25 protein-coding genes, 4 tRNA genes and 1 other RNA gene are annotated in these 26,774 nt (G+C 37.5%); 13 read left to right on the forward strand and 17 right to left on the reverse strand.

Translation table 11 applies throughout. The features are described 5' to 3' along the window. The first annotated feature begins 220 nt into the window (after positions 1 to 220). Both AC4CVF_RS13690 and AC4CVF_RS13695 read left to right on the forward strand, forming a co-directional pair. Positions 221 to 1,369 (forward strand): glycerophosphodiester phosphodiesterase, encoded by a 1,149-nt coding sequence (locus AC4CVF_RS13690; RefSeq protein ID WP_490789605.1) that lies wholly within the window; start codon positions 221 to 223, stop codon positions 1,367 to 1,369. 139 nt (positions 1,370 to 1,508) lie between these two features. After that, positions 1,509 to 1,883 carry a diacylglycerol kinase gene (locus AC4CVF_RS13695; protein ID WP_004819673.1) on the forward strand — a complete coding sequence of 125 codons (375 nt, stop codon included), beginning with the start codon at positions 1,509 to 1,511 and terminating at the stop codon, positions 1,881 to 1,883. A gap of 392 nt (positions 1,884 to 2,275) precedes the next feature. Here AC4CVF_RS13695 and AC4CVF_RS13700 read toward each other — a convergent pair whose 3' ends face one another. The 5 genes from AC4CVF_RS13700 to AC4CVF_RS13720 all read right to left on the reverse strand — a co-directional run bounded on the left by AC4CVF_RS13700 (position 2,276) and on the right by AC4CVF_RS13720 (position 6,420). Beyond that, positions 2,276 to 2,380 carry a lipoprotein gene (locus AC4CVF_RS13700; RefSeq protein WP_490789606.1) on the reverse strand — a complete coding sequence of 35 codons (105 nt, stop codon included), beginning with the start codon at positions 2,378 to 2,380 and terminating at the stop codon, positions 2,276 to 2,278. Positions 2,381 to 2,535: 155 nt separating this feature from the next. Next, complete coding sequence (groL, locus tag AC4CVF_RS13705; RefSeq protein ID WP_004819670.1) at positions 2,536 to 4,170, reverse strand: chaperonin GroEL; 1,635 nt, start codon at positions 4,168 to 4,170, stop codon at positions 2,536 to 2,538. Positions 4,171 to 4,249: 79 nt separating this feature from the next. Further along, complete coding sequence (locus tag AC4CVF_RS13710; protein ID WP_004722444.1) at positions 4,250 to 4,540, reverse strand: co-chaperone GroES; 291 nt, start codon at positions 4,538 to 4,540, stop codon at positions 4,250 to 4,252. Between the two features lie 172 nt (positions 4,541 to 4,712). Beyond that, complete coding sequence (locus tag AC4CVF_RS13715; RefSeq protein WP_336952719.1) at positions 4,713 to 5,501, reverse strand: metallophosphoesterase family protein; 789 nt, start codon at positions 5,499 to 5,501, stop codon at positions 4,713 to 4,715. Next, positions 5,482 to 6,420 (reverse strand): diacylglycerol/lipid kinase family protein, encoded by a 939-nt coding sequence (locus AC4CVF_RS13720; protein ID WP_336952720.1) that lies wholly within the window; start codon positions 6,418 to 6,420, stop codon positions 5,482 to 5,484. Before AC4CVF_RS13720 ends, AC4CVF_RS13715 begins: the two co-directional genes overlap by 20 nt. A gap of 407 nt (positions 6,421 to 6,827) precedes the next feature. Between AC4CVF_RS13720 and AC4CVF_RS13725 the strand changes: the two genes are divergently transcribed. The 3 genes from AC4CVF_RS13725 to AC4CVF_RS13735 all read left to right on the forward strand — a co-directional run bounded on the left by AC4CVF_RS13725 (position 6,828) and on the right by AC4CVF_RS13735 (position 10,518). Then, entirely contained in the window at positions 6,828 to 8,660 is a 1,833-nt protein-coding gene (locus AC4CVF_RS13725) for a phosphoenolpyruvate carboxykinase (GTP) (protein ID WP_490789607.1), read from the forward strand. Positions 8,661 to 8,852: 192 nt separating this feature from the next. Beyond that, positions 8,853 to 9,731, forward strand: a complete 879-nt coding sequence (locus AC4CVF_RS13730) for an ATP-grasp fold amidoligase family protein (RefSeq protein ID WP_336952724.1) — start codon at positions 8,853 to 8,855, stop codon at positions 9,729 to 9,731. A 76-nt stretch (positions 9,732 to 9,807) separates the two neighbouring features. After that, positions 9,808 to 10,518, forward strand: coding sequence for a hypothetical protein (locus tag AC4CVF_RS13735; RefSeq protein WP_490789608.1), 711 nt, complete (start codon positions 9,808 to 9,810; stop codon positions 10,516 to 10,518). Positions 10,519 to 10,554: 36 nt separating this feature from the next. Here the strand turns inward: AC4CVF_RS13735 and glpD are convergent, their stop codons facing one another. Together glpD and AC4CVF_RS13745 are read right to left on the reverse strand one after the other, a co-directional pair. After that, entirely contained in the window at positions 10,555 to 12,084 is a 1,530-nt protein-coding gene (gene glpD, locus AC4CVF_RS13740) for a glycerol-3-phosphate dehydrogenase (protein WP_483770217.1), read from the reverse strand. A gap of 166 nt (positions 12,085 to 12,250) precedes the next feature. Further along, positions 12,251 to 13,006, reverse strand: a complete 756-nt coding sequence (locus AC4CVF_RS13745; RefSeq protein WP_336952728.1) for a DeoR/GlpR family DNA-binding transcription regulator — start codon at positions 13,004 to 13,006, stop codon at positions 12,251 to 12,253. 455 nt (positions 13,007 to 13,461) lie between these two features. On the opposite strand from AC4CVF_RS13745, the gene AC4CVF_RS13750 reads away from it, so the two are divergent. Both AC4CVF_RS13750 and AC4CVF_RS13755 read left to right on the forward strand, forming a co-directional pair. Continuing rightward, entirely contained in the window at positions 13,462 to 14,781 is a 1,320-nt protein-coding gene (locus AC4CVF_RS13750; RefSeq protein ID WP_336952729.1) for an MFS transporter, read from the forward strand. Between the two features lie 146 nt (positions 14,782 to 14,927). Further along, positions 14,928 to 15,353: a hypothetical protein gene (locus tag AC4CVF_RS13755; RefSeq protein WP_336952731.1), complete on the forward strand. Its 426-nt coding sequence runs from the start codon at positions 14,928 to 14,930 to the stop codon at positions 15,351 to 15,353. Between the two features lie 40 nt (positions 15,354 to 15,393). Here AC4CVF_RS13755 and AC4CVF_RS13760 read toward each other — a convergent pair whose 3' ends face one another. Together AC4CVF_RS13760 and folD are read right to left on the reverse strand one after the other, a co-directional pair. Beyond that, positions 15,394 to 16,062, reverse strand: coding sequence for a class I SAM-dependent methyltransferase (locus AC4CVF_RS13760; RefSeq protein ID WP_336952733.1), 669 nt, complete (start codon positions 16,060 to 16,062; stop codon positions 15,394 to 15,396). Between the two features lie 268 nt (positions 16,063 to 16,330). After that, a complete protein-coding gene (gene folD, locus AC4CVF_RS13765; protein ID WP_490789609.1) occupies positions 16,331 to 17,179 on the reverse strand; it encodes a bifunctional methylenetetrahydrofolate dehydrogenase/methenyltetrahydrofolate cyclohydrolase FolD in 849 nt (282 codons plus the stop codon). 152 nt (positions 17,180 to 17,331) lie between these two features. Here folD and AC4CVF_RS13770 point away from each other — a divergent pair. The 3 genes from AC4CVF_RS13770 to AC4CVF_RS13780 all read left to right on the forward strand — a co-directional run bounded on the left by AC4CVF_RS13770 (position 17,332) and on the right by AC4CVF_RS13780 (position 18,356). Further along, a tRNA-Cys gene (locus AC4CVF_RS13770) sits at positions 17,332 to 17,405 on the forward strand. A gap of 10 nt (positions 17,406 to 17,415) precedes the next feature. Beyond that, a tRNA-Leu gene (locus AC4CVF_RS13775) sits at positions 17,416 to 17,501 on the forward strand. A gap of 123 nt (positions 17,502 to 17,624) precedes the next feature. Further along, positions 17,625 to 18,356, forward strand: a complete 732-nt coding sequence (locus AC4CVF_RS13780; RefSeq protein WP_490789610.1) for a hypothetical protein — start codon at positions 17,625 to 17,627, stop codon at positions 18,354 to 18,356. Positions 18,357 to 18,415: 59 nt separating this feature from the next. Here the strand turns inward: AC4CVF_RS13780 and AC4CVF_RS13785 are convergent, their stop codons facing one another. Next, positions 18,416 to 20,182: an alkaline phosphatase D family protein gene (locus tag AC4CVF_RS13785; RefSeq protein WP_490789611.1), complete on the reverse strand. Its 1,767-nt coding sequence runs from the start codon at positions 20,180 to 20,182 to the stop codon at positions 18,416 to 18,418. Between the two features lie 216 nt (positions 20,183 to 20,398). Here AC4CVF_RS13785 and AC4CVF_RS13790 point away from each other — a divergent pair. Together AC4CVF_RS13790 and AC4CVF_RS13795 are read left to right on the forward strand one after the other, a co-directional pair. After that, positions 20,399 to 20,484, forward strand: a tRNA-Leu gene (locus AC4CVF_RS13790). A gap of 241 nt (positions 20,485 to 20,725) precedes the next feature. Beyond that, positions 20,726 to 21,682 (forward strand): RDD family protein, encoded by a 957-nt coding sequence (locus AC4CVF_RS13795; protein ID WP_336952740.1) that lies wholly within the window; start codon positions 20,726 to 20,728, stop codon positions 21,680 to 21,682. 79 nt (positions 21,683 to 21,761) lie between these two features. Here the strand turns inward: AC4CVF_RS13795 and AC4CVF_RS13800 are convergent. The 4 genes from AC4CVF_RS13800 to coaD form a co-directional block, all read right to left on the reverse strand. Continuing rightward, positions 21,762 to 21,838, reverse strand: a tRNA-Met gene (locus tag AC4CVF_RS13800). 64 nt (positions 21,839 to 21,902) lie between these two features. Continuing rightward, positions 21,903 to 22,280, reverse strand: an RNA gene (rnpB, locus tag AC4CVF_RS13805) — RNase P RNA component class A. Positions 22,281 to 22,306: 26 nt separating this feature from the next. Beyond that, the gene (locus AC4CVF_RS13810) at positions 22,307 to 22,570 is read right to left on the reverse strand and encodes a YfhL family 4Fe-4S dicluster ferredoxin (protein WP_336952742.1); all 264 of its coding nucleotides are present in this window, start codon (positions 22,568 to 22,570) and stop codon (positions 22,307 to 22,309) included. Between the two features lies 1 nt (position 22,571). After that, positions 22,572 to 23,063 (reverse strand): pantetheine-phosphate adenylyltransferase, encoded by a 492-nt coding sequence (gene coaD / locus AC4CVF_RS13815; RefSeq protein ID WP_004722475.1) that lies wholly within the window; start codon positions 23,061 to 23,063, stop codon positions 22,572 to 22,574. A gap of 159 nt (positions 23,064 to 23,222) precedes the next feature. Between coaD and smpB the strand changes: the two genes are divergently transcribed. Then, complete coding sequence (gene smpB / locus AC4CVF_RS13820; protein ID WP_004722477.1) at positions 23,223 to 23,699, forward strand: SsrA-binding protein SmpB; 477 nt, start codon at positions 23,223 to 23,225, stop codon at positions 23,697 to 23,699. 54 nt (positions 23,700 to 23,753) lie between these two features. Here smpB and AC4CVF_RS13825 read toward each other — a convergent pair whose 3' ends face one another. The 3 genes from AC4CVF_RS13825 to pgeF form a co-directional block, all read right to left on the reverse strand. Continuing rightward, complete coding sequence (locus tag AC4CVF_RS13825) at positions 23,754 to 25,067, reverse strand: hypothetical protein (protein ID WP_419819538.1); 1,314 nt, start codon at positions 25,065 to 25,067, stop codon at positions 23,754 to 23,756. Between the two features lie 181 nt (positions 25,068 to 25,248). Continuing rightward, positions 25,249 to 25,803, reverse strand: a complete 555-nt coding sequence (locus tag AC4CVF_RS13830) for a flavodoxin family protein (RefSeq protein ID WP_419327634.1) — start codon at positions 25,801 to 25,803, stop codon at positions 25,249 to 25,251. Positions 25,804 to 25,929: 126 nt separating this feature from the next. After that, entirely contained in the window at positions 25,930 to 26,673 is a 744-nt protein-coding gene (gene pgeF / locus AC4CVF_RS13835; protein ID WP_419327620.1) for a peptidoglycan editing factor PgeF, read from the reverse strand. Positions 26,674 to 26,774 lie beyond the last annotated feature (101 nt).

Here is a 26,774-nt window from a genome sequence, read left to right on the forward strand (position 1 = left end):
CTGCTTTATATGGATATTCTGTGACTTGAACTAAAAACTCAAGGAAAAATAACAGAAAAGCGAATGATAAGTTTAAATATGAAGAAACTGTGAAGAATTCATTTCTTCGGATCGTAAATCTACAAAAAAGATTTCATCATCTTTTCATCTTGATGTCATCACAGTGTCAATTTAACCACATACACTACGCTCAGTTTACTTATAAGAATTTGAGAGAAATATGATTAAAAATACTGGGTTATTGGTAAGTATCATGGCCTTATTAACTGCTTGTAATGATGACGATAAAAATATAGATAACGTCACGCCCGAATACAAGGAACCAAAAATTATTATCGTTGGTCACCGAGGAGCCAGTGCTTTACGTCCTGAACATACCCTTGAAAGTTATCAAAAAGCCATTGATGATGGTGCTGATTTTATTGAACCAGATTTAGTATCGACTAAAGATGGGGTTTTGGTTGCACGTCATGAAAATGAAATTGGCGGTACAACCAATGTCAGTACATTCAGCCAATTTGCAGATCGTAAGAAAACAAAAATCATCGATGGGACATCGTTAACGGGATGGTTTACTGAAGACTTTACTTTAAATGAATTGAATCAACTTAAAGCACGTGAGCGTATCCCAGCGTTACGCCCGAACAATACCCAATACAATGACCAATTTAATATTCCCACCCTTGAGCAGATCATTGAACTGGCTGAAAAGAATTATAAAAAAACTGGTAAGGTGGTTGGGCTCTATATTGAAACCAAGCACCCAACATATTTTCAAAAACTAAATTTAGCCATGGAAGATCCATTGCTTAAAACTTTGGCAAAGTACCAATATAGCCGTGAAATTGCACCGATTTATCTACAGTCATTTGAAGTAAATAATTTAAAGTACTTTAAAGACCAATTGACAGCCCATAAAAGCTTAAAGCATGCCAAAATTATTCAGCTTTATGATGATAAGAAAATCAGTCCAGCAGATTATGTCGTACAAGGGATTAAAACCACCTATGGTGATATGGCCACAGCACAAGGTTTAAAAGAAGTTGCCAAATATGCTGATGGTGTTGGTCCATGGAAACCGTATATTTTTAATGATAGCTATACTGCACCTTCTTCTTTTGTTACAGATGCTCATGCTGTGAACTTAAAAGTCCATCCATATACTTTCCGTCCTGAAAATAATTTCCTTGCCAACAATTTAAAATGTAGTACTGGTGAAGCAGATGCAGCCAAGCGTTGTGAAGCTGGCGCGAATAAAGAATATGAGATGTATTTTAAAGCTGGTGTGGACGGTGTATTTACCGATGATCCTGCGCTGGGTCGTAAAGCTTTGGATGCGTACTTAAAAACCAATCCAAATGCAAAGTAACATCTGATTTATTCAAAAAATTAAGCAAACGATTCAAATGTTTGCTTAATTTTTTCTAAACTTAGTGCTTTTTGTTTAAAATTAATCCCCATTTAAGTTTAAAATAATACACTTTTTAAAAATTTAGCTGCTTTGATGTATGAGTGATTATTCTCCATTTAAGGGTACGACGGGTTTCAAACGCATTCTCAATGCAACTGGCTATTCTTTAGCAGGATTTAAAGCTGCATATCAAAATGAAGCTGCTTTCCGTCAGATTGTTTGGATTAATATTGTTTTAATTCCGATTACATTCTTCGTTGATGTCTCTTCTGTTGAACAAGCAGTGATGATTGCTGTGTGCTTATTGGCAATCATTGTAGAACTGTTTAATTCAGCATTAGAAGCTGTCGTTGATCGAGTTTCTTTAGAACGCCATCCACTGTCTAAAAATGCCAAAGATATGGGAAGTGCTGCGCAGTTTGTAGCTCAAGCAATTATTTTCTTTACTTGGGTGATTATTCTTTTTAGATAAATTATTGTTTTTAAATCAGTTAGAGAGAACATTAACATTCCACCGAGCGTAAAATGTCAATTTATAAAAGCCTAATTTCTCTTTGCTGTGTTAATCAAGTCAAAGCACTGTGATATTTTTAACTTGACGAAATTCCTTATCTCTTAAAATTATTTCTATAAATAATTCATTAAAGTGAAGGTTTTGGAATTGGTGTTTTCTTGTCTATTTTATCAGGCCGATTGAGATTCATTGAACAATTGGTAAATCCCCATTTGGTCACTTTACCGCGTTCTAGCATAAATTTTTCAACACAAGAACCCCAATCATCATTATAAGAAATAATTTTAGCGCCGCTCGGAACTGTATAACTTCTAGATGGTGGTCCCCATTTTTTCTTCTGTCTCGCCTACCTAAGACTGCATTAAATCATTTCTAGTTTCAAGTCGTTGCCCCATCATACTTAAACATCCAGTTAACACCAGGCTAATTACAATAATGAAAATTAATCTTTTCATTTTACTCCCCCCTCACAATTTTCGTATTGTATTTATATTTACCGAATAGTAGAAAAGGATAATAATAAATCTACAAAAAACAAGAATAAAGTAACTTGCATAAAAAATCCCCGCATAAAAGCGGGGATTTTTTATGATCTGAGATTGAAACGATATTACATCATACCGCCCATACCACCCATGCCACCCATATCAGGCATAGCAGGTTTGTCTTCTGGGATATCAGTAATCATACATTCAGTTGTTAACATCAAACCAGCAACAGATGCAGCGTGCTCAAGTGCAGAACGCGTTACTTTAGCAGGGTCAAGGATACCCATTTCTAACATATCACCATATTGTGAAGTTGCAGCGTTGTAACCAAAGTTACCTTCACCGCTTTTCACTGCATTGATCACAACAGATGGCTCATCGCCAGCGTTAGACACGATTTGACGAAGTGGCGCTTCAATCGCACGACGAAGGATGTTCACACCTACAGTTTGGTCATCATTTGCACCAACAAGACCGTCAAGTACTTTAGCTGCACGTACCAACGCAACACCACCACCTGCAACAACACCTTCTTCAACCGCAGCACGCGTTGCATGAAGCGCATCATCTACACGGTCTTTCTTCTCTTTCATTTCAACTTCAGTTGCAGCACCAATTTTGATTACAGCAACACCGCCAGCGAGTTTAGCTACGCGCTCTTGAAGTTTTTCTTTATCGTATTCAGATGTTGATTCTTCGATTTGAGCACGAATTTGAGTTACACGTTCAGCAATTTGATTTGCATCACCAGCACCATCAACAATCACAGTATTTTCTTTAGAAATCGTGATTTTATGTGCAGTACCTAAATCTTGAAGCGTTGCTTGTTCTAAAGACATACCCACTTCTTCAGAAATCACAGTAGCACCTGTCAAGATCGCGATATCTTGAAGCATTGCTTTACGACGATCACCAAAACCAGGCGCTTTAACCGCACATACTTTGATGATACCGCGCATGTTGTTTACAACCAGTGTTGCAAGTGCTTCACCCTCAACATCTTCAGCGATGATGAGTAATGGTTTACCTGTTTTTGCAACAGCTTCTAAAACTGTAATCAATTCACGGATATTACCAATTTTCTTATCAACAAGAAGAATGAATGGATTTTCAAGTTCAGCAGTCAAAGTATCTTGTTTGTTTGCAAAGTACGGGCTGATATAACCACGGTCAAACTGCATACCTTCTACAACATCAAGCGCATCTTCAAAGCCTGAACCTTCTTCAACAGTAATCACGCCTTCTTTACCAACGCGTTCCATTGCTTGCGCAATCAACTTACCTACAGTTTCATCAGAGTTTGCCGAAATCGAACCGACTTGTTCAATTGCTTTGGTATCAGAAGCTGGTTTAGCAGTTGCTTTGATATTTTCAACAACAGCTCTAACCGCAAGGTCGATACCACGTTTCAAATCCATTGGGTTCATACCCGCAGTTACAGATTTGATCCCTTCATTTAAGATCGCTTGAGCAAGTACAGTTGCAGTTGTTGTACCATCACCTGCGATATCATTGGTTTTTGAAGAAACTTCACGAACCAATTGCGCGCCCATATTTTCGAATTTATCTTTTAAAGAAATTTCTTTAGCAACAGTTACACCATCTTTAGTGATGTGTGGTGCACCGAAAGAACGATCAATAACAACGTTACGCCCTTTAGGACCTAAAGTTACTTTTACTGCATCTGCAAGTACGTTTACACCGGCGATCATTTTTGAACGCGCTGAATCACCAAATTTTACGTCTTTAGCTGACATACTAAACTCCAGATATCTTTATAAATTTTAAATTTTGACCAATATGTTTTGGATGAAAACTCATTTGAACGGCAGAAGATTAACCTTCCAATACCGCTAAAATATCAGACTCTTTCATCACAAGAAGTTCTTCACCATCAACTTTAACTTTAGTACCTGCGTAAGCACCAAATAATACGTTATCGCCCACTTTCACGTCTAAAGCGCGTACGCCATTATCAGTGATTTTGCCATTACCTACAGCAAGGATTTCACCTTGAGCAGGTTGTTCAGCTGCTGAAGTACTTAAAATTAAACCACCTGCTGTTTTAGTTTCTTTTTCAACACGGCGAATAACAACGTTGTCATGTAAAGGACGAATCTTGCTCATTTCTAACTCCATAGACATTTTAAATGTCATTGATTACTCAGCGAAGATGACTTCTTATTCCTAGGTCATCGACAAAATATTTGTATGTCACATTTGTGGGGATGGAAATAAACGCTTCAAGGGGAAAATGAAAAAAAATTTATTTAATTTGTACGTTTTTTCTTCTTTTGTATCAAATCAGCTCTGATTCAGAATTTTTCAGCTCATTTTTCGCAATAAAATCTTGTAATTGCTCATCAAAAAAATAATGCTCAAACTCACCATTTTGATGAATCACATTAAAACTGTTTGGCATATTTTTATGTAAGCGTCGAGAAACTGCTGTACCCGCATGAACTTCATAAACCGGTTGCTTTAAATTTAGCGCAAAGGCTTGATTCAAATCATAGACCGCAACTAAATGTAAATGACCATGTAATAAAGCATACAGTTGATGTTGTCCCCATTCTTTAATGGCAAACTGCCCTAAAGCAGGACAATCTTTTAAGTGATGATCTTCATTTGAAGTATAAAAAGGTTGGTGACTAACAATTATTTTTAATTTATTTTTCGGTGCATTGACCAACAACTGATTTACATTTTGAATTTGCTCAAATGAGATATGCCCGCGTGTATGATAACGCCGACGAATACTGTTCATGCCAATTAAATAAAAATGCTCTGTAAATAAAGTGCGTTCTAAACTACCAAAGAACAGTTGATATAAGCCAAATGGTCTAAAGGCACGATTCCAGACATGATATAAAGGAATATCATGATTGCCAGGCACCACAAAATAAGGGATTTTTAGCGATTCTAAAAACTGTTTACATGCATAGAACTCTTTAAATTTAGCACGTTGAGTTAAATCACCGCTCACCACAACCACTTCTGGTTTATGCACAGCACAAAACTTTTGAATCGCTCGTATACACTCTGGACGCTCAGTACCAAAATGTAGATCAGACAGATGCAATAACATGCGGCACCATAATTTTTAAAGCATTTTTTTCTACGTGTAAGGTTAATGGGGTCGTCATTGAAACAATTTCTCCATCGACAGCAACGGTCAGTTTAGGCTTTTTTGAATAAACAATGACTTTTTGTGCACCAAAACTATACACATCGGAAGCGTTTTCCAATTTTCCACGAATGGTTTGAAACAAGGTTTTAAATAAAGTGGCTTTATCTCCTTTGGCGATCACCACACCGGCAATCTCACCCACCTCTGCACATTTTGAAATTTTTAAATTCAATTCTTTTAATTGCAGTTGATTATTACCAAAAAAAATCAGTGGTGTTTTTACAGGATACTTTTGTCCATCTACTTCGATCTCTAATTTGAGTTCTTTACGGTCACGAATCAGTACATCCAAACCAGAGGTGTAAGCATTTAAAGGAAAGCGTCCAAACTTACGATTATATTCTTCACGTTTTTTAATAAATAAAGGATATAAACCTAAACTGGCATTATTTAGATAAATTTGATCGTTGATACAGGCCACATGTGATGCACGCGGCTCCCCTGTGGCGATCACATTTGCTGCCTCCAAAATATTCAGGGGAATATGTAGAACACGCGCCACATAATTAAAAGTACCCAAAGGTAGTATTCCCATAGGAATTTTTTGATTTAACATTTGCGAGGCGACTGCATTCAACGTACCATCACCACCTGCAGCGACAATGACACCGCAATCTGAGTACTGTGCATGACGTTGAATGATTTTTTGCATCAGGGTTTTTATATCAGGCTCTGAACTGATATCAAAAACTTGAATTTCAAAACCATGTGAAGTCCAGATGGTCATGAGTTTTTCATAAATATCATCTTTCTGATTGGCATGAAAACCTGACTTTTCATTGTAAATCATTGAAAGAGGCTTGAGTTCTGTGTCCATAAGCTTGATTATTTTGAAGTATTTGCACTAATTTCGTCGATTTTCTAAACAAATAAAAGCACCTTTATGTAAAATTCGAATTATGTCCATTTATTAAATCAATAATTAATTTAGTAAATCTTATAATTTCAACTTATTGTAAACTATTATTATTTACAATTAAAATACCCTACATTCCGTTTTAAAATACTAATAAAAATCAAACAATAATCAATGTTAGACAATAAAAATCAAATACTTAGTAAAAACTCAAGCATTGGTATCTTTTAAGCCTTTAGTCTTATTTTTTTTATGAATATATGTTTTAATACCACCACTTTTTTTCATACTTAAATTTGAATGTAGTATCCCTTCATTCAGATTATTATTTGTACACAAAATTGTACATATTTTAGATAGGCCTCACCATGACCCAAGTGAACGCACCAGAATTCGTTCGTCATCCCAAGCTCATTGCATGGGTTGAAGAAATTGCTAAATTAACTAAACCTGCAAAAATTGAATGGTGTGACGGAAGCGAAGAAGAGAATCAACGTTACATCGACTTGATGATCGCTAACGGCACTATGCAAGCGTTGAACCAAGAAAAACATCCTGGTTCTTATTTAGCGAATTCTGATCCGTCTGACGTAGCGCGTGTTGAAGGTCGTACATACATCTGCTCTGAAAAACAAGAAGATGCTGGTGCGACAAACAACTGGGAAGCTCCTGCTGAGATGCGTACTCGCCTTAACGGTTTGTTTGATGGTGCAATGCAAGGACGTACAATGTACGTGGTTCCATTCTCTATGGGGCCATTAGGTTCTCACATTGCTCACATCGGTATCGAAATTACAGATTCTCCTTATGTTGCTGTAAGTATGCGTAAAATGGCTCGTATGGGTAAAGCTGTTTATGATGTACTGGGTACAGATGGCAATTATGTTCCTTGCGTACATACTGTTGGCGCTCCGTTGGCTGAAGGTCAAAAAGATGTTGCATGGCCTTGTAACCCTGAAAAATATATCGTGCATTATCCAGAAACTCGTGAGATCTGGTCTTACGGTTCAGGATACGGCGGTAACGCATTATTGGGTAAAAAATGCCTTGCTTTACGTATTGCTTCATCTATGGGTCGTCAACAAGGCTGGTTAGCTGAACACATGTTGATCCTTGGTGTGACCAATCCACAAGGTGAGAAACATTACATTGCAGCGGCATTCCCATCTGCATGTGGTAAAACCAACTTCGCGATGTTGATTCCACCAGCGGGTTATGAAGGTTGGAAAATTGAAACTGTAGGTGACGATATTGCTTGGATCAAGCCAGGTGAAGATGGTCGCTTATATGCAATCAACCCTGAAGCTGGTTTCTTTGGTGTAGCACCTGGTACAAACATCAAAACAAATCCAAACTGCATGGCGACACTTCACAAAGATGTCATCTATACAAACGTTGCTGTAACAAATGACGGTGACGTATGGTGGGAAGGTCTAACCAAAGAAGCGCCTGCTAATTTAACCAACTGGAAAGGCCAACCACATGTTGCTGGTGAAAAAGCAGCGCATCCAAATGCTCGCTTCACAGTTGCAGCGGGTCAATGCCCTTCTATTGATGCTGACTGGGAAAATCCAGCTGGCGTACCAATTTCTGCATTCATCTTCGGTGGTCGTCGCGCAGATACAGTACCTTTAATCTCAGAAGCTTTTGACTGGGTTGATGGTGTTTATAAAGCAGCAACAATGGGTTCTGAAACAACTGCAGCTGCAGTAGGTCAACAAGGTGTTGTACGCCGTGACCCATTTGCCATGCTTCCATTTGCTGGCTACAACATGGCTGACTATTTCTCTCATTGGTTAGAAATGGGCGAAGAAGTTGGTGCTAAAGCAAAAGCTGCGGGCAATAAACTTCCAGGTATTTATAACGTAAACTGGTTCCGTCGTGATGCTGAAGGCAACTTTGTTTGGCCTGGTTTTGGTCAAAACATGCGTGTGCTTGAGTGGATCATTGACCGTTGTGAAGGTCGTGCTGAAGCAGTAGAAACACCAATTGGTTTTGTTCCAACCTATGAGCAATTGAACTGGACAGGTTCTGACTTCACTAAAGACCAATTTAATCTTGTGACTTCTCAAGACAAAGATCAGTGGATCAAAGAAATTGAAAGCCACACTGAGTTATTTGATAAACTTGGTGAACGTTTACCAGCTGCACTTAAAACTCGTCAAAATGAGCTTTTAGAAGCTGTTAAGAAATCTGCTTAGTCCTCGATTAAGTGATACAAAAAGACCGCCATATAGCGGTCTTTTTGTTATTAAAGTGATTCTTTTCACTTTATTGTTTAGATATTCATTACAATTATGTAATAAAAATATAAATGATTACTATTTCCATATACAAAATTCATATTTTCTCTATAATTCAAACATTCATTATTTTATTGATTTTTTTTAATCATGATTGAAAATATTATTTATTCGGCAAAAGTGATTAGAGCCAAATTTGTCTCAGATAGACGCTATCTCACCAAAAGATTTATTGCTAAATTGGGTTATACCCCGAACTTTGATCAGCCTAAAAGTTTCAATGAAAAAGTCACCGCCAGAATGATCTATGAAAGAGTACCCTTACATACAAAATTGGCGGATAAATTTGCAGTACGAGAAATCATTTCAGATAAAATTTGTTGTTCCCATTTCGTTCCACTGATTGGCGTATATAAATGCTTTGAGGAAATTGACTTTAATCAACTTCCCAACAAGTTTGTTTTAAAATGCAATCATGACAGTGGCAGTGCGATTGTCTGTAACGATAAAGCGCAATTTGATATCAAAAAAGCGCAGCACAAACTCAATCACCACCTTAAACAAAATATGTATTTTAGAAAACGAGAATGGCATTACAAAGATATTGTTCCTTTAATTTTGGCCGAACAACATATTGATTTATTTACTGATCAAAACAATAAGTTCACAATTACAACATGTCGTGTTCATTGTTTTGAAGGTCAGCCTCGATATCTTGAAGTCGATGTACAAGATAGCAAAGGTATAGATTATTCAAATATGTATGACACATCTTGGATTCTGCAACCCTTTACCGTTGATCTAAAAAACAATACGCCAAGCTGTTTAGCACGACCGCAAAAATTAAATAAAATGCTTCAATTGTCAGAAGATCTTTGTTTTAAATATGGTTATAGCCGAATTGATTTCTTATTATCTCAAGACGATGTTTTCTTCAGTGAGATTACCTTAACCCCCAATGCAGGTCGTATGGTCATCACCCCAAGTGAGTGGGATGAAAAATTAGGCGCTTTATGGCTAACTGACTAAACCGAGCAAAAAGGCCGACGAGTTCGGTCTTTTTTATGATTTAATCTAATCATTCAATGATCTAAAAATAAGCGTAATGACACCTATTAAAAACATCACCACAGCTCAACCTTATCTAACATTGTTACCTGACCATGAAGTCGTCTTCGCCCCTTCAAGTCTATTTCTAGCACAGCATTTACTTCCGCTTATTTCAATTGATTTATCCGCAATAAATACTGCATGGCAAGGAAAAATTCATTTGCTGAATGCTATTGAACCTTATGAAGGCTATATCGGAAGTGATACCACAGAATTTTCAGATACTTTTGCCAATGAAAATTGGTTCATTATGCAATTAAATCAACAAAATCAATATGAATGGTTAGCAAACGAAAGATATTTTGCTTTAGAAAATCCTGATTGCGAGGCTGATCTAAAAACCCATCACAAAGAAATGCATGAAGATTACTTGCAGCTTAAACAGCGCTTTGCCGAAACTGGAAAAATCATTTCAACATCCCGCATTGAATATCAAAATAATTCTCCAACAACCTTGCTTGACCAATTAGGCGGCGAATGTGGCGGTGGAAACTGGACTTATCCGATTGATCAACATTTTGATTTACGCTACATCAACGCAGACCGTGATGATCAAGAAGTTCATATTTCTGACCGCGATGGCAATCGTTATTATTTTATTGCAGCTGTTGCAGGTTGGGAATATTGTTCACATGGTGCAGATTCGATTTTATTGTATTACCAACCTGAAACCCGACGCGTTTTATATACCTTTGATTGGTCATAACACATCCTCAGCAAAGCAATATATTTCCATTTTTGCTTAGGCAACATTTCTCTGTACGCGGCGTTCATGCAATTCAAGCAAATATTCATCCAGTACTTGAATTTCAGTTTCTGTAAATTTTAAATATAACTTGGTACGGCGCTTTAAAATATCCTGACTGGTGATCGCCCACTCATGATCAACCAAATAATCAACCTCTTGGGCATATAAACCATGTCCAAAATCTTGACCAAGTTCATGAACAGATGTCGAATGATTTAAAAATTTCCATGTATAGGTTCCATAGGCATGTGCCCAGCGGCTTGAAGTTTCATGATCAAGCCCTTTGATTTTATTTTGAATTTCTAAAACCAACCCATCAACAGAAATTAAATTCTCAGCACCTGGCAACAAGGATTTTCCAGTCCAAGGTTTTCCAGCTTTAGGGAAAAACTTCTGCAAATGCTCCATTGCAGATTCAGCCAAGCGTCTATAGGTGGTTAACTTCCCACCAAACACAGAAAGTAATGGTGCATCATTTTCATGATCTTGCGATAAAGCCAAAGTGTAATCACGGGTAATTGCTGCTGGATTATCAGACTCATCATCACACAACGGGCGTACCCCTGAGAATGTCTGAATAATATCGGCTTGAGTTAGTTGCACTTTAAAATGATCATTGGATACATCAAGCAGATAATCAATCTCTTGCTGACTAATTTCAACATTATTCGGATCTGCTAAATATTCACGGTCAGTTGTGCCAATCATGGTGTATTGATTGAGATAAGGAATTGCAAACACGATACGTTGATCATCATTTTGCATAATAAAGGCTTTATCACCGTCATAGATTTTCGGCACAATAATATGACTGCCTTGAATTAAACGAATCCCATATTGTGATTTTAACTGAAGCTCTTGCTTAATGAATTGTGCAACCCAAGGTCCTGCAGCATTGACCAAAGCCTTCGCTTGTATGTGATAAATACCCTGTTCATTTTCAAACTGAATAGTCCACAAGCCATGTTCTCGTTGTGCTGAAATACAGCGTGTTTGGGTCACCACAGTGGCATTTTTCTCACGTGCTTGCATTGCATTTAAAATCACTAAGCGTGAATCATCTACAGCACAATCTGAGTATTCAAAACCCCGTTTGAACGCTGTTTTTAGTGGGCTGGTATTAGGGTCAAACTCAACCAAATGTGAACCTGCAAGCTTCTCTCTTTTACCCAAATGATCATATAAAAACAGACCCGTACGAATCAGCCAAGCAGGACGTAAATGAGGCTGATGTGGCATGATAAAACGCATAGGGCGAATGATATGTGGTGCCTTTGCTAGTAAGACTTCTCGCTCCGCTAAAGCCTCTCGGACTAAACGAAATTCTTTATGTTCCAAATAACGCAGACCACCATGAATCAACTTGCTGCTTGCAGACGAAGTATGGCTGGCTAAATCATCTTTTTCACACAAGAACACAGATAAACCACGCCCAGCAGCATCATTGGCAATACCAACACCATTTATTCCACCACCAATTACAGCAATATCATAGTAAGCTTGTTGCTCATTGATTTGTGTCATAAACGCCACCACCTTTGATCATTTGCATATATTCACAATCATTTTTGAAAATATATTTTCATTTGTTTTCATTTAAGAAAATAATAGATAGTTTTTTAATCAATGTCTATCAAAAAATGATCAATTTCACGTTTATCATGTTTTCACTATGGGTTTAAAACTTAGCCTAAACCACAGTTAAAGCTACTTCTGCTGCATGAATTTGTTTTAAATAATTTTCAGTGGGGGTTTTATTGGTAAAAAGCCGATCTATTTCAGAAAGATGGCCTAAGCGCATCATTGCATGGCGACCGAACTTGCTCTCATCTGCTGCTAAAAATACCTGCCGAGCACCTAGAATAATTTCTTGCGAGACTGACACTTCTTGAAAATCGAAATCGAGCATCGTTCCATCTTCATCAATTCCACTGATACCAATCAAGGCATAATCAACTTTAAACTGCTTAAAAAATTCGGAGGTGGCTTGCCCAATCACGCCTCCATCAGGGCGCACTTTCCCACTGGCGATCAGCACTTCAAAATCATCGTTAATACTCAAAATTTTTGCCACATTTAAATTATTGGTAATCACTTTTAAACCGCGATGTTGCAATAAAGCATGGGCAATAGCTTCGGTCGTTGTACCAATATTGATAAACAAAGATGCATGATCTGGAATTGCTTTTGCAACAGCTGTTGCAATGCGCTGTTTTGCAGCTAAATTATGGCTGATCCGTTGACTATATGCTGTATTGGTAACGCTTGAGTCTACTGCAGCACCACCGTGATAACGACGTAATAGTCCGGCATCTGCCAATTGATTGATATCTCGCCGTACAGTTTGCGGGGTAACTGCAAAATGCTGTGCAATCTCATCAATACTGATGTAGCCCCGAGCCTTAACCAATGCTAATGTTTGCTGTTGTCGAATCATTAAGTCCATAGATGTGAAACCTTATTGTTTTATTTTCAAAAATGAACATTTAGCTACTATAAATAGCATGACTACTTACTGTACGACTAGATTAAATTTTTAAATTCATCCAACTCAGCTTACTAAATTGTTTATATTCCATACATTTAGACGCAAATAAATAGGCTTTAACTTTGAGATAAATTCTTATAATTTATAAAATATTTAAAATTAAATGCCTGTTTTAAAAAAATATTCATTTATTTATAGAATTTCTCATCTTGGAACAATAATGAGCTCTCAACACAGCTAAGACCAAAGTCTAATAAGGTCTGCTTTCATTCAAGCGTATAACGACCATTGTAATTATTTGTATCCCCTCGTCATACTTACTTAAATTCTCTCTGTTTGATTTTCTTCTTTGATTTTCATCCAAAATGAAAGTTAAACAGGCTGTATTTTGCATATTCTTTTGGAGAATTGCCTTGTCCAATTCATCTCCTCAAGCTGCCACTTCGCAACTTGATAGAAAAACTCGTTTCAAATCTATACTAGGTGGCTCAGCTGGTAATTTAGTCGAATGGTATGATTGGTATGTATATGCCGCATTTACCCTCTATTTTGCACCTGTGTTCTTTCCTGAAGGTAATGAAACCGTCAAACTTCTCCAAGCTGCTGCAGTTTTCGCTTTAGGCTTTTTAATGCGTCCGATCGGTGCATGGATCATGGGCATTTATGCTGACCGTAAAGGTCGCAAAGCCGGCTTAACACTTTCTGTTTCATTGATGTGTATTGGCTCATTAATCATTGCTTGTGCGCCATCTTATGATTCAGTTGGGATGTTTGCTCCTGCACTGCTTTTATTTGCGCGTTTATTACAAGGTTTAAGTGTTGGTGGTGAGTATGGCTCAAGTGCCACCTATTTAACTGAAATGGCGGGTAAAAATCATCGTGGCTTTTTCTCAAGTTTCCAATATGTTACTCTGATCTCAGGTCAATTACTTGCACTCTGCGTACTGATTATCCTGCAACATAATCTTTCTGAAGAATCCTTACATGCTTGGGGATGGCGTGTTCCTTTCTTTATTGGTGCATTACTCGCAATTGTTGTGTTCTGGATTCGTCGTGGTCTCGTTGAAACAGAATCATCTAAACAAGCGCAACAACAAGCAAAAAATGGCGGTGAAACATCTGGTGCTTTGGCTTTATTCACCAAGTATCCTAAACAAGCATTTACAGTGATTATGCTAACTGCGGGCGGCACCTTAGCTTTCAATACATTTACGACTTATTTACAAAAATATTTAGTTAACACTTCTGGCTTTGAAAAAACCACCGCAACTGAAATTACCACAGCCGCAATCTTTATTTTTATGTTGATTCAGCCTGCAGTGGGTGCACTTTCTGACAAAATTGGTCGTAAACCGATTATGATCACTTTTGGTGTACTCGGTGTGTTATTTACCGTTCCTATTTTCAATAGTTTAGGCTCGACAACGGATCCTAAAACGGCTTTCTTCTTATGTATGAGTGGTATGGTCATTGTAACTGGATATACAGCCATTAATGCGGTTGTAAAAGCTGAATTATTTCCACCGCATATTCGTGCTTTAGGTGTAGCCTTACCTTATGCACTTGCCAACACTGTGTTTGGTGGTACGGCTGAATTAGTTGCGTTAAGCTTTAAAAATGCTGGGCATGAAAACTATTTCTTCTATTACATTACCTTTATGATCAGTTTATCTCTAATCACCTATGTTTTTATGAAAGATAGCAAAAAACATAGCCTGATTACGGATGATTAATTCAAACTATAGTTTGCAATCTAATTCATTTAAAACAGCTTTTTTATTTACATGAAAAAGCTGTTTTATTTACGCAATTCACTTATCGTGAAAATTGCAAAGCTATGGCATACTAAAAATAATTCAAAAAGCTAGGACTTTAAAAGATGAAAAAAATCACTTATGCAGGTTTAGGATTAATCGTTTTAGCTTTATCTGCATGTCAAACAACCCCTCGTCAATACAATGGCGTAACAGGTTATCAGATTGAAAATCAAACAGCAGATAGTGCAACACTGGCATACACCCTTTCAGGTCGTGCAGATCGTGATTTGGATGCTGATAAATTACAGCGTGCATGTCAAAAAGTTTTGGGTGCAAACAAAAACTATAAAATTTCTGTATTAAGCACCAATGAAATTATCAATCCGCAAATAGCAAAAGATCAGGCTGGCGTTCAACTTGGACATAGCCGTACATCATTTGGGCTTTCTAATACACCAAGTCTAAATAACAGTGAAGATTATGCAACACGCCAAGCATTAGATACCCGTCCAAGCACTTTACATGTTGTACGTTATACCTGTTCTTGATTTTAGATAGGTGTAAATCACAGAATAAAATAAGACGCTATCATAGCGTCTTATAAAAACTCACATTTCTGAATTCTTTGGCTTCATCTAAATCAGGCCAAGTGGTGGCGCTTCGTTCATCCAATTTTTGGTAATTTGGATGACTAAAGTTTTTCACTCGGCTATCTGCCACCCATACTTCTGTTGAAAATTTTAAAAACTCATCTAAAAAGAAACGGTTAGATTGATCATATAAAACATCTGCTGCTAATAAGACATCAACCTGTTCTGATTTATATAAATCATCTAGATATTCAAGCTCTACATCATTAAGCAAAGCATTTTCGCGACAAGCATCCAAACTAATTGGGTCGATATCGCAACAGATGACACGTTTTGCACCTGCCATTTTGGCTGCAATTGCAACGACGCCTGATCCAGCACCAAAATCCAGCACTATTTTATCTTTTACATGCTGTGGCTCTGCAATCAGCCATTGTGCCATTGCTAAACCTGAAGCCCAGCAAAAAATCCAATACGGTGTATCATTCCAAATACGGCGAATCACCTCATCATCCAAACGATCTGTTGGAAAAACAGGTGGAATCAACCATAACGAAATTGGGCTTTCAGGCAACTGCTGCGCCAATAATTCGCATTGAGGAATTACTTCATGCAAAGCATCAAGTAAATGTTGTGGGGCTTTAGGAAATTGATAAGTACAGCTCATGCAAAATATGACCAAAATTATTATTTTGATATTGAGGAAATACAGCTTCTTCCTCATATTCGATAGACAGTAACGTCATGTGCTAAGGTTTGAGACAATACTTCTTATTGAATCTCGAATATAAATACTTAAAAGTACATCTTAAACGCGTTAAGCCAATGACAATGTTGCCTACTTTTACTGAAAAATAAATATCGCTGTGTAAATGTAGGCTAGATTTAAGCACAGTGAATGCATGGCTTTCACTGTACTCAGAATAAATTAGAACTTAAGTTAACGCCTTTTCAGCAGCTTCCACAGTTTGACGTATCAACGTTGTGATCGTCATCGGGCCTACGCCACCTGGAACTGGCGTATAAGCTGCAGCTACCTCTTCAATACCAACCAATTGGATATCACCCACACCACCACCTTCACGAGGATGGAAACCGGCATCAACCACAACAGCACCTTGCTTAATCCAATCTTTTTGGATTAATTCAGCTTTACCGACTGCACCAACAACAATATCCGCTTGTTTTACCAATTCAGCAAGATTTTGTGTGCGAGAATGACAGATTGTAACTGTTGCATTGGCTTGAAGTAGCATCATTGCCATCGGTTTACCTAAAATAGCCGAACGCCCCACCACAACAGCATGTTTGCCCGCGATTTCAATCTTATTTTCTTCAAGAATTGTCATGATACCTGCAGGTGTTGCCGAACCATAAGCAACCTCACCCATTGCCATACGGCCGAAACCTAAGCAAGTTACGCCATCTACATCTTTCTGAAGTGAAATGGCATCAAAACAAGCACGCTCATCAATTTTTTCAGGCACAGGATGTTGTAGCAAAATCCCGTGAACATCAGGATTGTCGTTTAATTTTTCAATTTCAGCTAACAATTGTTCAGTCGTGGTTTCTTTACCTAACTCTACTTTTAAAGAATCCATACCAACACGACGGCAAGCATTTCCTTTCATGCGTACGTATGTCGCAGATGCACCATCATCACCCACTAAAATAGTCGCTAAAATTGGGGTACGACCTGTTTTTGCTTTTATAGCTTCAACACGAGTCAACAAGTCTGCTTCAATTTGTTTCGCTAATGCGCGACCATCCAATACCAATGCCACGGCACATCTCCAAAGTAGATATGAATCAATTTTGCAAATAATACATGATTATTTAGACAATTTTCTTCCATATGCTGAATTTATGTGCATATGCATGAATTATAGTATTGTTTTTTTTTCAAAGATTGCTAATATGTGCATCACCAAGACATGGCGGGGTGGCAGAGTGGTCATGCAGCGGACTGCAACTCCGTGTACGCCGGTTCGATTCCGACCTCCGCCTCCAATCTTGTAAAGCCCGAGTGGTGAAATCGGTAGACACAGGGGATTTAAAATCCCCCGCCCACAAAGCGTGCCAGTTCGAGTCTGGCCTCGGGCACCATTTTAATTCTTGTTAAAATGGTGCAATAAAGAACCCAGCGATAAGCTGGTTTTTTTATGCCTAAAATTTTATATTGTTTTTTATGTTAATATCCAAAGTGAAATTTAGATAAGCGAAGCCTATATGATTCAAAACAAGCAAGTTTCCCTCTATTTAAATCAATTACAACAACAATACCCACAAGCATTTAAGCGCAACTTTCTATTTTATAGTCAAATTAAAACCAAAGGGCTTTTAGATGAAGCAAAGGAGTTTATTCCTTGGATTTTGTCGATTATGATTTTTTGCAGCATCTACTTTAGTTTAGGTCAGTATATTGCAAATCATTTTCCTAAATTCGATAGCTTTCAAGCCAATGGCATTGCCGCTTTAGCGATTATGTTATTTTTTATGATTATTGTTCCCATCATTATCAAACAAATAAAACACAGTTCGACTCATTTATACCAACAACTCAATAATATTCCGCTTAAGCTTGCGGTACTGATCGTCCTCCAAGCACTCAATCTTTATTTTATAGAAAGTACCCTGCTGCAAGGTCTGTTATTTTTCTTTGCAATGAGCTTTGGTTTTGTCAAATTTTATAAAGAAAATTTATTTAGAGATAGCACCAAAGACACCGAATATTATCAATTACAACAAATTCGAAAAACCTGTTTATGGGCTTATAAACAGGCTAAAAAAGCAAAATTCAAAATGCGATTCTTGACTAAAGATTCTGAGAAATATCAATTTTATCAAAATCGTTTAGTGAAGTTTTTAGAGTTACATTTAGAACTATTAAAATATGAAAATGAAATGTGTAAAACCTATAAATATGAAGATTTAGATGCCTATATGGACAGTATGATGTAATCCATCTATCACGTTAAAAAGCCGAGCGATCTAAACTCGGCTTTTTTAGGCTAGAAAATTTATGCACTTTTCTGAATAGTCTTTACATCAACCAAATTGTTATTTAAAACCACTTGATGGGCACGAGCCGTATCCACTGAATAGGTTTTTTCCTTGATGTTATTTACGAAAATCCAATCCGCTTGCACTTGCTGTGCTGTAAAGCTGACTTTTAAGTAACCACGCTGATTTAAATTGGTGTAATTCAATTCATCAATGAGCGTGGTGAATGCCATTTCAAATTGTTGTAGCTGTGCCAAAGGAATACTTAAATACTTTTCCATCCCTGGTGAAGAGACCGAACTGGTTGCCAATTCAACCCCAACAAAATCACCCGTTTGAGTATGCAAGTCAGCAGACCATGCATTATGCGTATCCCCAGCCAACACTACAACTTTCTTATTTAATGCTTTGAGTGTGCCATATAAAATTTCACGTTCTACATAGTAGCCATCCCAAGCATCCAAATTATAGGGTGCAACTGTGGTCACACGGGCTTTTTCTGCAGCAGTTAATGTTGGATCACCACCTTTCAAACGGACTTTTAAAGTAACTAACTCGATGATCTGTTGATTCATTTTTGCTAAAGTTTCGGCAGTAACATTTCCACTGGTAATTGCAGATAATGACAATAGCAATTCTGCAGGAATTAACATTTTTGCCATCAAAACTTGCTGCCCCAACACATTCCAAGTTGCTGTAGATTGTGCCAGTTTCTTTTGTAGCCACTCACGCTGGGTATACCCCATCAGTGTACGCGTAGTACTGGTTAAATCTGTCTGAAATTTAGCAATATCTAAACCAGAAGCCGTCATATAGTTAGCATAATTGAGTTGTTTGTCGCGTGCCAAAATACGCGTATCCAACATAGTTAATTGTACCAATGAACCAAAGTCAAACTGGCGATAAATATTTAAATGATCTGTTGCAGATACAGGACGAATCGGCATCCATTCAAAATAAGCCTGTAAAGCTGCCAATTTACGGTCTAAGAAATTTCCCTCATTGGCTTGATGATTCTCTGCACCCTCTTTCCATGCATCGTTTGCCAGTTCATGGTCGTCCCAAATCACGATAAAAGGATGTCGTGCATGCGCAGCCTGTAGATCGTTGTCAGTATGGTAAAGAGCATAACGCTTACGGTAATCGTCCAACTTGATAATTTCTTTATCATTGTCTGCAGCCAGTGTACGACCCAGCCTTACCGCTTCTTCTGTGGCATATCCATCTTTACCATATTCATAGATGTAATCCCCCAAATGGATAATCGCATCGACCTCTTGTTTTGCCATTTCTTTATATACATAAAAATAGCCAGCAGGATAATTTGAACATGAACACACCGCAAACTGCACAGAACTGGCAGTTTCAGGTAATGTTTTGGTACGTCCTACTGGCGAAATCACCGAACCAAATTTAAAACGATAATAATAAGTTTGCCCAGACTTAAGCTTGTCTGCATCGACCTTAACAGTAAAATCCTGAGCTGATGCTGTTTGTACTTTTCCAGTATTGATCACTTGAGTAAATTTATCGTCTGTGGCAGTTTCCCAAACCACTTCTAAACGCAAAGACGTATCCTGTGGCGTAATACGTGTCCACAAAATCACACGATCTTTTAACGGGTCTCCACTGGCAACACCATGCAAAAATTCAACTTTTATTGTAGGAGATGTTGAATCGTTATTATCACTGCCACAAGCAGTCAACGACACTGGTATAGATAATGCCCCAAAACTGGCTAATGACTTTTGAATAAGTTCACGGCGTGAAATTGAGTTTGGCATTGAAGTTGATTTCCTCTAAGTTTTTTTATCCAATCAATTTAAAGGCTTAATATTTCGCTTTAATCTCAAATTGATGAAAAAATCATGACAAAATACTCATTTAACGGCTTAAAATGCTTTATTTTCAAACATAAGCACATGAATTGATTGAAAAGAAAGCAAATCGACATAAATACGCTTGCCAAGAGAAAAACTGTCCTTTATTATTGCGCACATGCCCGAGTGGTGAAATCGGTAGACACAGGGGATTTAAAATCCCCCGCCCACAAAGCGTGCCAGTTCGAGTCTGGCCTCGGGCACCATTTTAAGTCTTATTAAAATGGTGCAATAAAGAACCCAGCGATAAGCTGGTTTTTTTATGCCTTAAATTTGTAAATCAACTATAAATTGCTAATTTAAAATATAACTCAAAGTTCAATACATCTTGCTAAAAAGCGTGATAGCTCAGTAATATTTTTCTGGTTATTTTTCATTAAAAACCCTATAATACGTTAAATTTAAATTAATTATTAATATTTTCATAAACTTAATTAAACCAAACCCATGTCTAAAATTACTACTGAAACTCAAAAAGCCGCCCCTATATTTCCTCGATTATTCGCATTTATCATCGACTGTATTACCGTCGGCGTAGCCTGTTTAGTGACGGGCAAAATACTGTACCCCTATTTTGAAAATTCTCCTTTTATTTTCCAATGTATAGGCACGCTCCTCTGTCTATTTTATTTTGCTGCTTTTAACAGTCAGATAGGAAATGGTAAAACCATTGGGAAAATCCTTTGTAAAATTAGGGTAAAAGACTTAAATGGTGCTTCAATTCCATTTGTGCGCTCTCTAGTTAGATCAAGCATCTTTATCATTCCATTTTGCTTTGCAGGTTATTTACAAACATATTCAACTCAGCATCTTTTACTCAGTCTGCTTGTGGCTTTTTTTCAAAGTATCGTCTTTGCCTGCTTCTATTTGGCAATTTTTAATGGAAATAGCCAACAATCTCTTCACGATCTACTCAGTGAAACTCAAATACTCAGAAACGCTCAATCCAATATTCCACGTCAAGCTGTATGGAATATTCATTACTACATCATTGCGCTGCTAACAATTGTTATTTTTTCCGTCAATTTATGGGGTTATTTCCAAACCAAAGCAATGTCAGCCAATGATTTTACTTTAATCTCCCATGACATTAAAAATGCTCAAGTTGAAAGTCGTCATACCTTCATCGGAGAGGCTGAATCCACAAATCAGGTTTTAATTTTAAATGTAAATCAGCCAGATTATCTGGATAACATTGATAGTGCTGAAACATTGCTAGAAAAAATTGATCGACAACACGCTGAAGTTTTAACGCAATACAACATCAATCAGGTGCAATTTAACTTTTCTTATCAATTTGGTTTGGCGAAATTATCAAAAACAACACTTTATGATTATAAAAAGACACATAAAAGTAGCCTAACCTATATTGGAGATAGTACGGGATTGAACCTTGGTTTTTAACAAAACCAAGTCCCATTTGTAAAGTTTAAATCTGGAAGATAAAAAAAGACCACGTTTTTGGAAACGTGGTCTATAAAAATGGTGGCTATGACGGGACTTGAACCTGTGACCCCCGCATTATGAGTGCGGTGCTCTAACCAACTGAGCTACATAGCCTAAAACTGTGCGCGCATTATCTGCTGTAAACAATATTACGTCAAGCACTAATTAAAATAAAATTCATCGAAGTGAGCCGATAAGCCGGGTTCTGTCTAGAACGATCATTCCTCTAGGCGCATGATCACTCATACGCTCAAGCGACCTACCCGGATCCAGCATGGGCCATGCCTATAGGATCCCTATTTGGTCTTGCTTCCGGTGGGGTTTACCATGCCATGAACTGTTACCAGCCATGCGGTGCGCTCTTACCGCACCCTTTCACCCTTACCTTCCATTTCTCCGAAAAGAAACGATATTGAAGGCGGTCTACTCTCTGCTGCACTTTCCGTCGGTTCACACCGCCCAGGCGTTACCTGGCACCTTGCCCTATGAAGCCCGGACTTTCCTCCCCTGCTTCAATCACGGAGATCTCCACAGCAGCGATCGTCTGGCTCACTTCGGGGCGTATCCTAACAAATTTCTTGGCTAATTGCTTGCGCTTTTTTGAGCAATTAGTTTTTTATACTTTTCCATCAAATCTTCTTGGCTCTCTACATGGTTCGGATCGAGCGGAATACAGTCGACTGGACAGAAAAGCGCGCACTGTGGTTGATCAAAATGCCCAACGCATTCTGTACATAGGTTCGGATGGATTTCATAAATCTCCTCCCCCATAAAAATGGCATCATTTGGACATACAGGCTCGCATACATCACAATTGATACATTCATCAGTGATAATTAAAGACACACTACCAACCTTGTTGATGTTTACGATGGAAGGCTTCGACAACGCATTGAGGAACAAACTTTGCCACATCACCTTTCAATCGTGCTATTTCTCGAACCATCGTCGAAGAAATAAATGAAAATTGCTCTGATGGTGTTAAAAATACTGTTTCAAAATCATGATCAAGCTGACGATTCATATTCGCAAGTTGAAATTCGTATTCGAAATCTGAAACAGCCCTTAAGCCACGTAACACTGCTGTAGCATGTTGTTCACGTGCAAAATTTACCAATAACCCATCAAAACCGACAAACTCAACATTGGGTAAATGTTTGAGGGATATCTTTGCTAACTCTACACGTTCTTCCAAACTAAAGACTGGGTTTTTATGATGTCCAATTGCAATTGCGACCACAACTTCATCAAACATTCTTGAAGCACGTGCGACTAAGTCAACATGGCCATTGGTAATTGGATCAAAAGTTCCTGGATAGATGACACGAGTTTTAGACATCCATTTGTACTCTAGTTTGTTATGTAGGGCTATAGTTTATCAAAAACTTAAATATTAGCGAATAACCTCTTTTGATTTAGCTTGGGGTTTAATTGTGAAATGACTTCACCTGAGGCCAAGTTTGAGGCAAAATAAGGCTATTCTTGGAATATTTGTATTATGTCGAAAAACATTGTCGTTAAAAAAAATAATAGTGGGACGATTGCACAAAATAAACGTGCACGCCACGATTATTTTATTGAAGAAAAATTTGAAGCTGGGCTTTCTTTACAAGGTTGGGAAGTCAAGTCATTACGTGCTGGACGGATGACCATTACTGAAAGCTATATCACCTTTAAAAATAACGAGGCATTTCTCTTCGGTGCTCAAATTCAACCTTTACTTTCAGCATCTACTCATGTCGTCCCTGAAGCAACACGCACGCGTAAACTGTTGCTCTCGCGTCGTGAACTTGAAAAGTTACTTGGTGCTGTCAATCAAAAAGGTTATACCTGTGTCCCTTTAGCATGTTACTGGAAAGGTCATTTGGCAAAACTGGAGATTGCTTTGGTAAAAGGTAAGCAGTTACATGACAAACGTGCAACTGAAAAAGATCGTGATTGGCAACGTGATAAATCGCGAATCATGCATAAATAATGCCTTATTAATATAAAAAACCTCCAAATGGAGGTTTTTTCTGGCAGCAATCTTTTAACAAAATTTTAAAGAACCATAACAGTTAGGAGCAAAATCCTGAGTTGCCAATTTCAAATCTTTAATCGGAAAATATAATGGATTTGAGCCCGACAAATTAATTTCCCCAATTGCTACCTCACTCGCAATACAAGATAAACCTATTACACCAGGACATTTCACTGTATTCTCAGATTTAGCAAGGTATTCATTTAAACTAGGTACAACTTGTTTCAAAACATCATTCGTCACATCAATTGTATTCGATGGTGTCACTTTGCCAATATCAATTTCATCTTCAATTGCTAGCCACCATCCTCTTTGTGCTGCAATTTCCGCGTTTGGCCACCACACTGATTGTTGCTGTAATGATAAAGAAAATGGATTATTCAATTGTAGCTTGTGAATGTATCCTAAGCTTTGATTAATATCTAAATTTGCAGTTAAACCAGAAATACTCCCACTGGCATTTAATGTTAAAAAAGATAAATCAATACCTGCAAGAATTGGCTTAATTGAACCATTGAAAAATAGCTCATCAATTTTAGCTGTTCCAGTTAAAAGGGCACTATTCATACGATTTCCGTATAAAGTTTTCCCATTAATTGCTAATGTAGCGCCAGTAGATTGTAGCCCTAGATTATAGTCATTTGTCTGAAAACTTGCTGTTGGAAGAATGCCTAGTTTGATATTACCTTTAATAGACATATCTGTATCAGCATATTGTAAATTCCTTGCAGTTGTATTAGCAATGCCTGTTGTTGCTTTAATTTTTAAAGCACCACTTAGACTATTAATACCATTTGGTGAGTTTGAATTTTCAGTACCTGCTGTTAACAAACCCAATGCTTTTTCAGCACTTAAGCGTAAACCCACCACTTCTCTTGTCGAAGCAGTATCAGGATTTTTAATCGCAAATTCTATAAATGGATTAGTCAGTTTTGCACTTGAACCTACACGACCTTCACGGGTATCTGCTAGACCAGAAAGGCTCAAATTATCAATATCAATATCACATCCACCTGCACCATTTGCGCCCCCACAACCCAATTGTAGTTTTTTAATATTGGCATTCAGTTCAAGATCAGCTTCAAGGCCCAGTTTATAAAAACCAACTCCTAGTCCTTGCATCTTATTCACCGAGTCATTGGGTGCAATATAACTCAAACTCATCAATGCCTGACCACTGACTTTAGAAAGCTCCTTGTCTGTTAATTCGGTTAATCCTTCAGACTGAAAAGTGTTTGCAAAACAGTAAATCGGAGTAACCAACAGACCATTTATTAAAATCATCTTCATGATTTTAATAATTTTTCTAGCCTTAATATCCATATCATATGCTCAATTTTTTATTATTGGTCAAAACTATATGAAAATGATAGTAAAAAATAGGCTTAACACAGTCAATAACTCAATGAATCCAGTATTTTTCTATATAAGCCAACTTTCACAATGATTCTAAAGGATTTTTATTTATGATTTTTTTGTTTTTTTATGTAATTACAATGCATCATCATACCGCAATTTTATTTATGAGTAATGCTATATATTCTCCAAACCATATTGCAGTTTGCAAGTCACCTGAGGGCGGTGTAATTTCAACAGGTGCATTATCTGATTGTGTCATTAACCCTAAGTAACCCGCCATACGATTTAAATCTGTAGGCTTCACACCTGTAGGCATTAAAGGCAATCCAGACCATAACATGCCATGTTGCATAGCAAAAATATTAATTTGTTGTAAGACGGAAAGCTTATCTCCACTTAAACCACCTGAATTGGTAAATGCGGCAGCAAGCTTGCCCTGCCAATCACGATTTTTCCAACGTTTAGATGTCGAGTCCATAAACATTTTAAATGGACCTGTAACACTTCCCATATATGTAGGTGAACCAAAAATAATAGCATTCGCCTGATCCAAAATATCCCAGTCAATATGCTCAATATCCATGGTATGGACAGTTACACCAATCTTTACTGCGCCTTGTGCAATATAACTCGCAACTTTTGCAGTATGACCAAATGGGCTGTGGTAAACGATCGCGATAGATTTAGCAGATAAAGACATATCAATTGAAAACAAACAAATTTGCTCAAGTTTAACATCTATTCAATTTTAAACAATTCTTGTAATGTTCAGAAAACGCATTAATAGATTTTTTAAACTGCAATAAATCTATTTAAAAATAAAGAATTAATTATGAATAAATACAAAAGTTGCCATACGACCTGTTTTTGCATGACGGCGGTAAGAATAGAAATCTTGATCTTGTCGATAAGAACATTGGTCCCCGCCTGTAATCACATCGACCCCATGCTGTTTGAGAATGTAACGTGCAATCGCATATAAATCAGCGTAATACTTACCTTGTTGCTCACTCTTTATAAATGCTGTTTCTAATTCAGCATATTTAGAGCAAAAAGCAGTTTTTACTTCTATACCAATTTCAAAACAAGCTTGACTAATCGCTGCACCTAACCAAGCCCAGGTAGGTTGAGATTTCATATTGGCAATTGTATTTTCAATAATCCCTCCAGCTAACCCTCTCCAACCTGCATGTAAGTTTGCAACTTCACTACCCATCTTATTGCCTAATACAACAGGCAAACAATCAGCGGTCATCATCATCAAAGCATGCCCTTGATTCTGTGTAACTAATCCGTCACCGACCAATGCTGTAAAGGTCATTTCTTCATTGACAGTATGACAAATTGTACTGTGAGTCTGAGTCATCCACGTGATTTTATTGACACCCCATTCAGCAAATTCATCTAATAAAATCATACGATGCTGTTGTACACGTTTAGGATCATCATTTACATGCAATGCCAAATTAAAACCTTCAAGTTCAGGCTGTACAGATGGCAAAGCCTTTGGGTGCTGTATATGTGTCTGTCCGACATATACACCTTGAGGTAATCCTTGAACAAATTGCATCTGGCACATTTCCTACTTAAATCATTTCACGACTCTATAACTATAACAAATTCAATCAACCCTTGATCAATACTTTAATTAATTTAATTGATTAGTAAAGC

Source organism: Acinetobacter sp. LipI_19 (genome assembly GCF_058242925.1).

Coding starts and splice junctions, on each gene's coding strand:
- smpB (WP_004722477.1), top strand. CDS start 23,223: ATGTCGAAAAACATTGTCGTTAAAAAAAATAATAGTGGGACGATTGCA.
- AC4CVF_RS13695 (WP_004819673.1), top strand. CDS start 1,509: ATGAGTGATTATTCTCCATTTAAGGGTACGACGGGTTTCAAACGCATT.
- AC4CVF_RS13730 (WP_336952724.1), top strand. CDS start 8,853: ATGATTGAAAATATTATTTATTCGGCAAAAGTGATTAGAGCCAAATTT.
- AC4CVF_RS13735 (WP_490789608.1), top strand. CDS start 9,808: ATGACACCTATTAAAAACATCACCACAGCTCAACCTTATCTAACATTG.
- AC4CVF_RS13725 (WP_490789607.1), top strand. CDS start 6,828: ATGACCCAAGTGAACGCACCAGAATTCGTTCGTCATCCCAAGCTCATT.
- AC4CVF_RS13720 (WP_336952720.1), bottom strand. CDS start 6,420: ATGGACACAGAACTCAAGCCTCTTTCAATGATTTACAATGAAAAGTCA.
- AC4CVF_RS13715 (WP_336952719.1), bottom strand. CDS start 5,501: ATGTTATTGCATCTGTCTGATCTACATTTTGGTACTGAGCGTCCAGAG.
- AC4CVF_RS13795 (WP_336952740.1), top strand. CDS start 20,726: ATGTCTAAAATTACTACTGAAACTCAAAAAGCCGCCCCTATATTTCCT.
- AC4CVF_RS13830 (WP_419327634.1), bottom strand. CDS start 25,803: ATGTCTTTATCTGCTAAATCTATCGCGATCGTTTACCACAGCCCATTT.
- AC4CVF_RS13710 (WP_004722444.1), bottom strand. CDS start 4,540: ATGAGCAAGATTCGTCCTTTACATGACAACGTTGTTATTCGCCGTGTT.
- glpD (WP_483770217.1), bottom strand. CDS start 12,084: ATGACACAAATCAATGAGCAACAAGCTTACTATGATATTGCTGTAATT.
- AC4CVF_RS13760 (WP_336952733.1), bottom strand. CDS start 16,062: ATGAGCTGTACTTATCAATTTCCTAAAGCCCCACAACATTTACTTGAT.
- AC4CVF_RS13690 (WP_490789605.1), top strand. CDS start 221: ATGATTAAAAATACTGGGTTATTGGTAAGTATCATGGCCTTATTAACT.
- groL (WP_004819670.1), bottom strand. CDS start 4,170: ATGTCAGCTAAAGACGTAAAATTTGGTGATTCAGCGCGTTCAAAAATG.
- AC4CVF_RS13755 (WP_336952731.1), top strand. CDS start 14,928: ATGAAAAAAATCACTTATGCAGGTTTAGGATTAATCGTTTTAGCTTTA.
- AC4CVF_RS13785 (WP_490789611.1), bottom strand. CDS start 20,182: ATGCCAAACTCAATTTCACGCCGTGAACTTATTCAAAAGTCATTAGCC.
- AC4CVF_RS13700 (WP_490789606.1), bottom strand. CDS start 2,380: ATGAAAAGATTAATTTTCATTATTGTAATTAGCCTGGTGTTAACTGGA.
- pgeF (WP_419327620.1), bottom strand. CDS start 26,673: ATGCAATTTGTTCAAGGATTACCTCAAGGTGTATATGTCGGACAGACA.
- AC4CVF_RS13745 (WP_336952728.1), bottom strand. CDS start 13,006: ATGGACTTAATGATTCGACAACAGCAAACATTAGCATTGGTTAAGGCT.
- AC4CVF_RS13825 (WP_419819538.1), bottom strand. CDS start 25,067: ATGGATATTAAGGCTAGAAAAATTATTAAAATCATGAAGATGATTTTA.
- AC4CVF_RS13780 (WP_490789610.1), top strand. CDS start 17,625: ATGATTCAAAACAAGCAAGTTTCCCTCTATTTAAATCAATTACAACAA.
- coaD (WP_004722475.1), bottom strand. CDS start 23,063: ATGTCTAAAACTCGTGTCATCTATCCAGGAACTTTTGATCCAATTACC.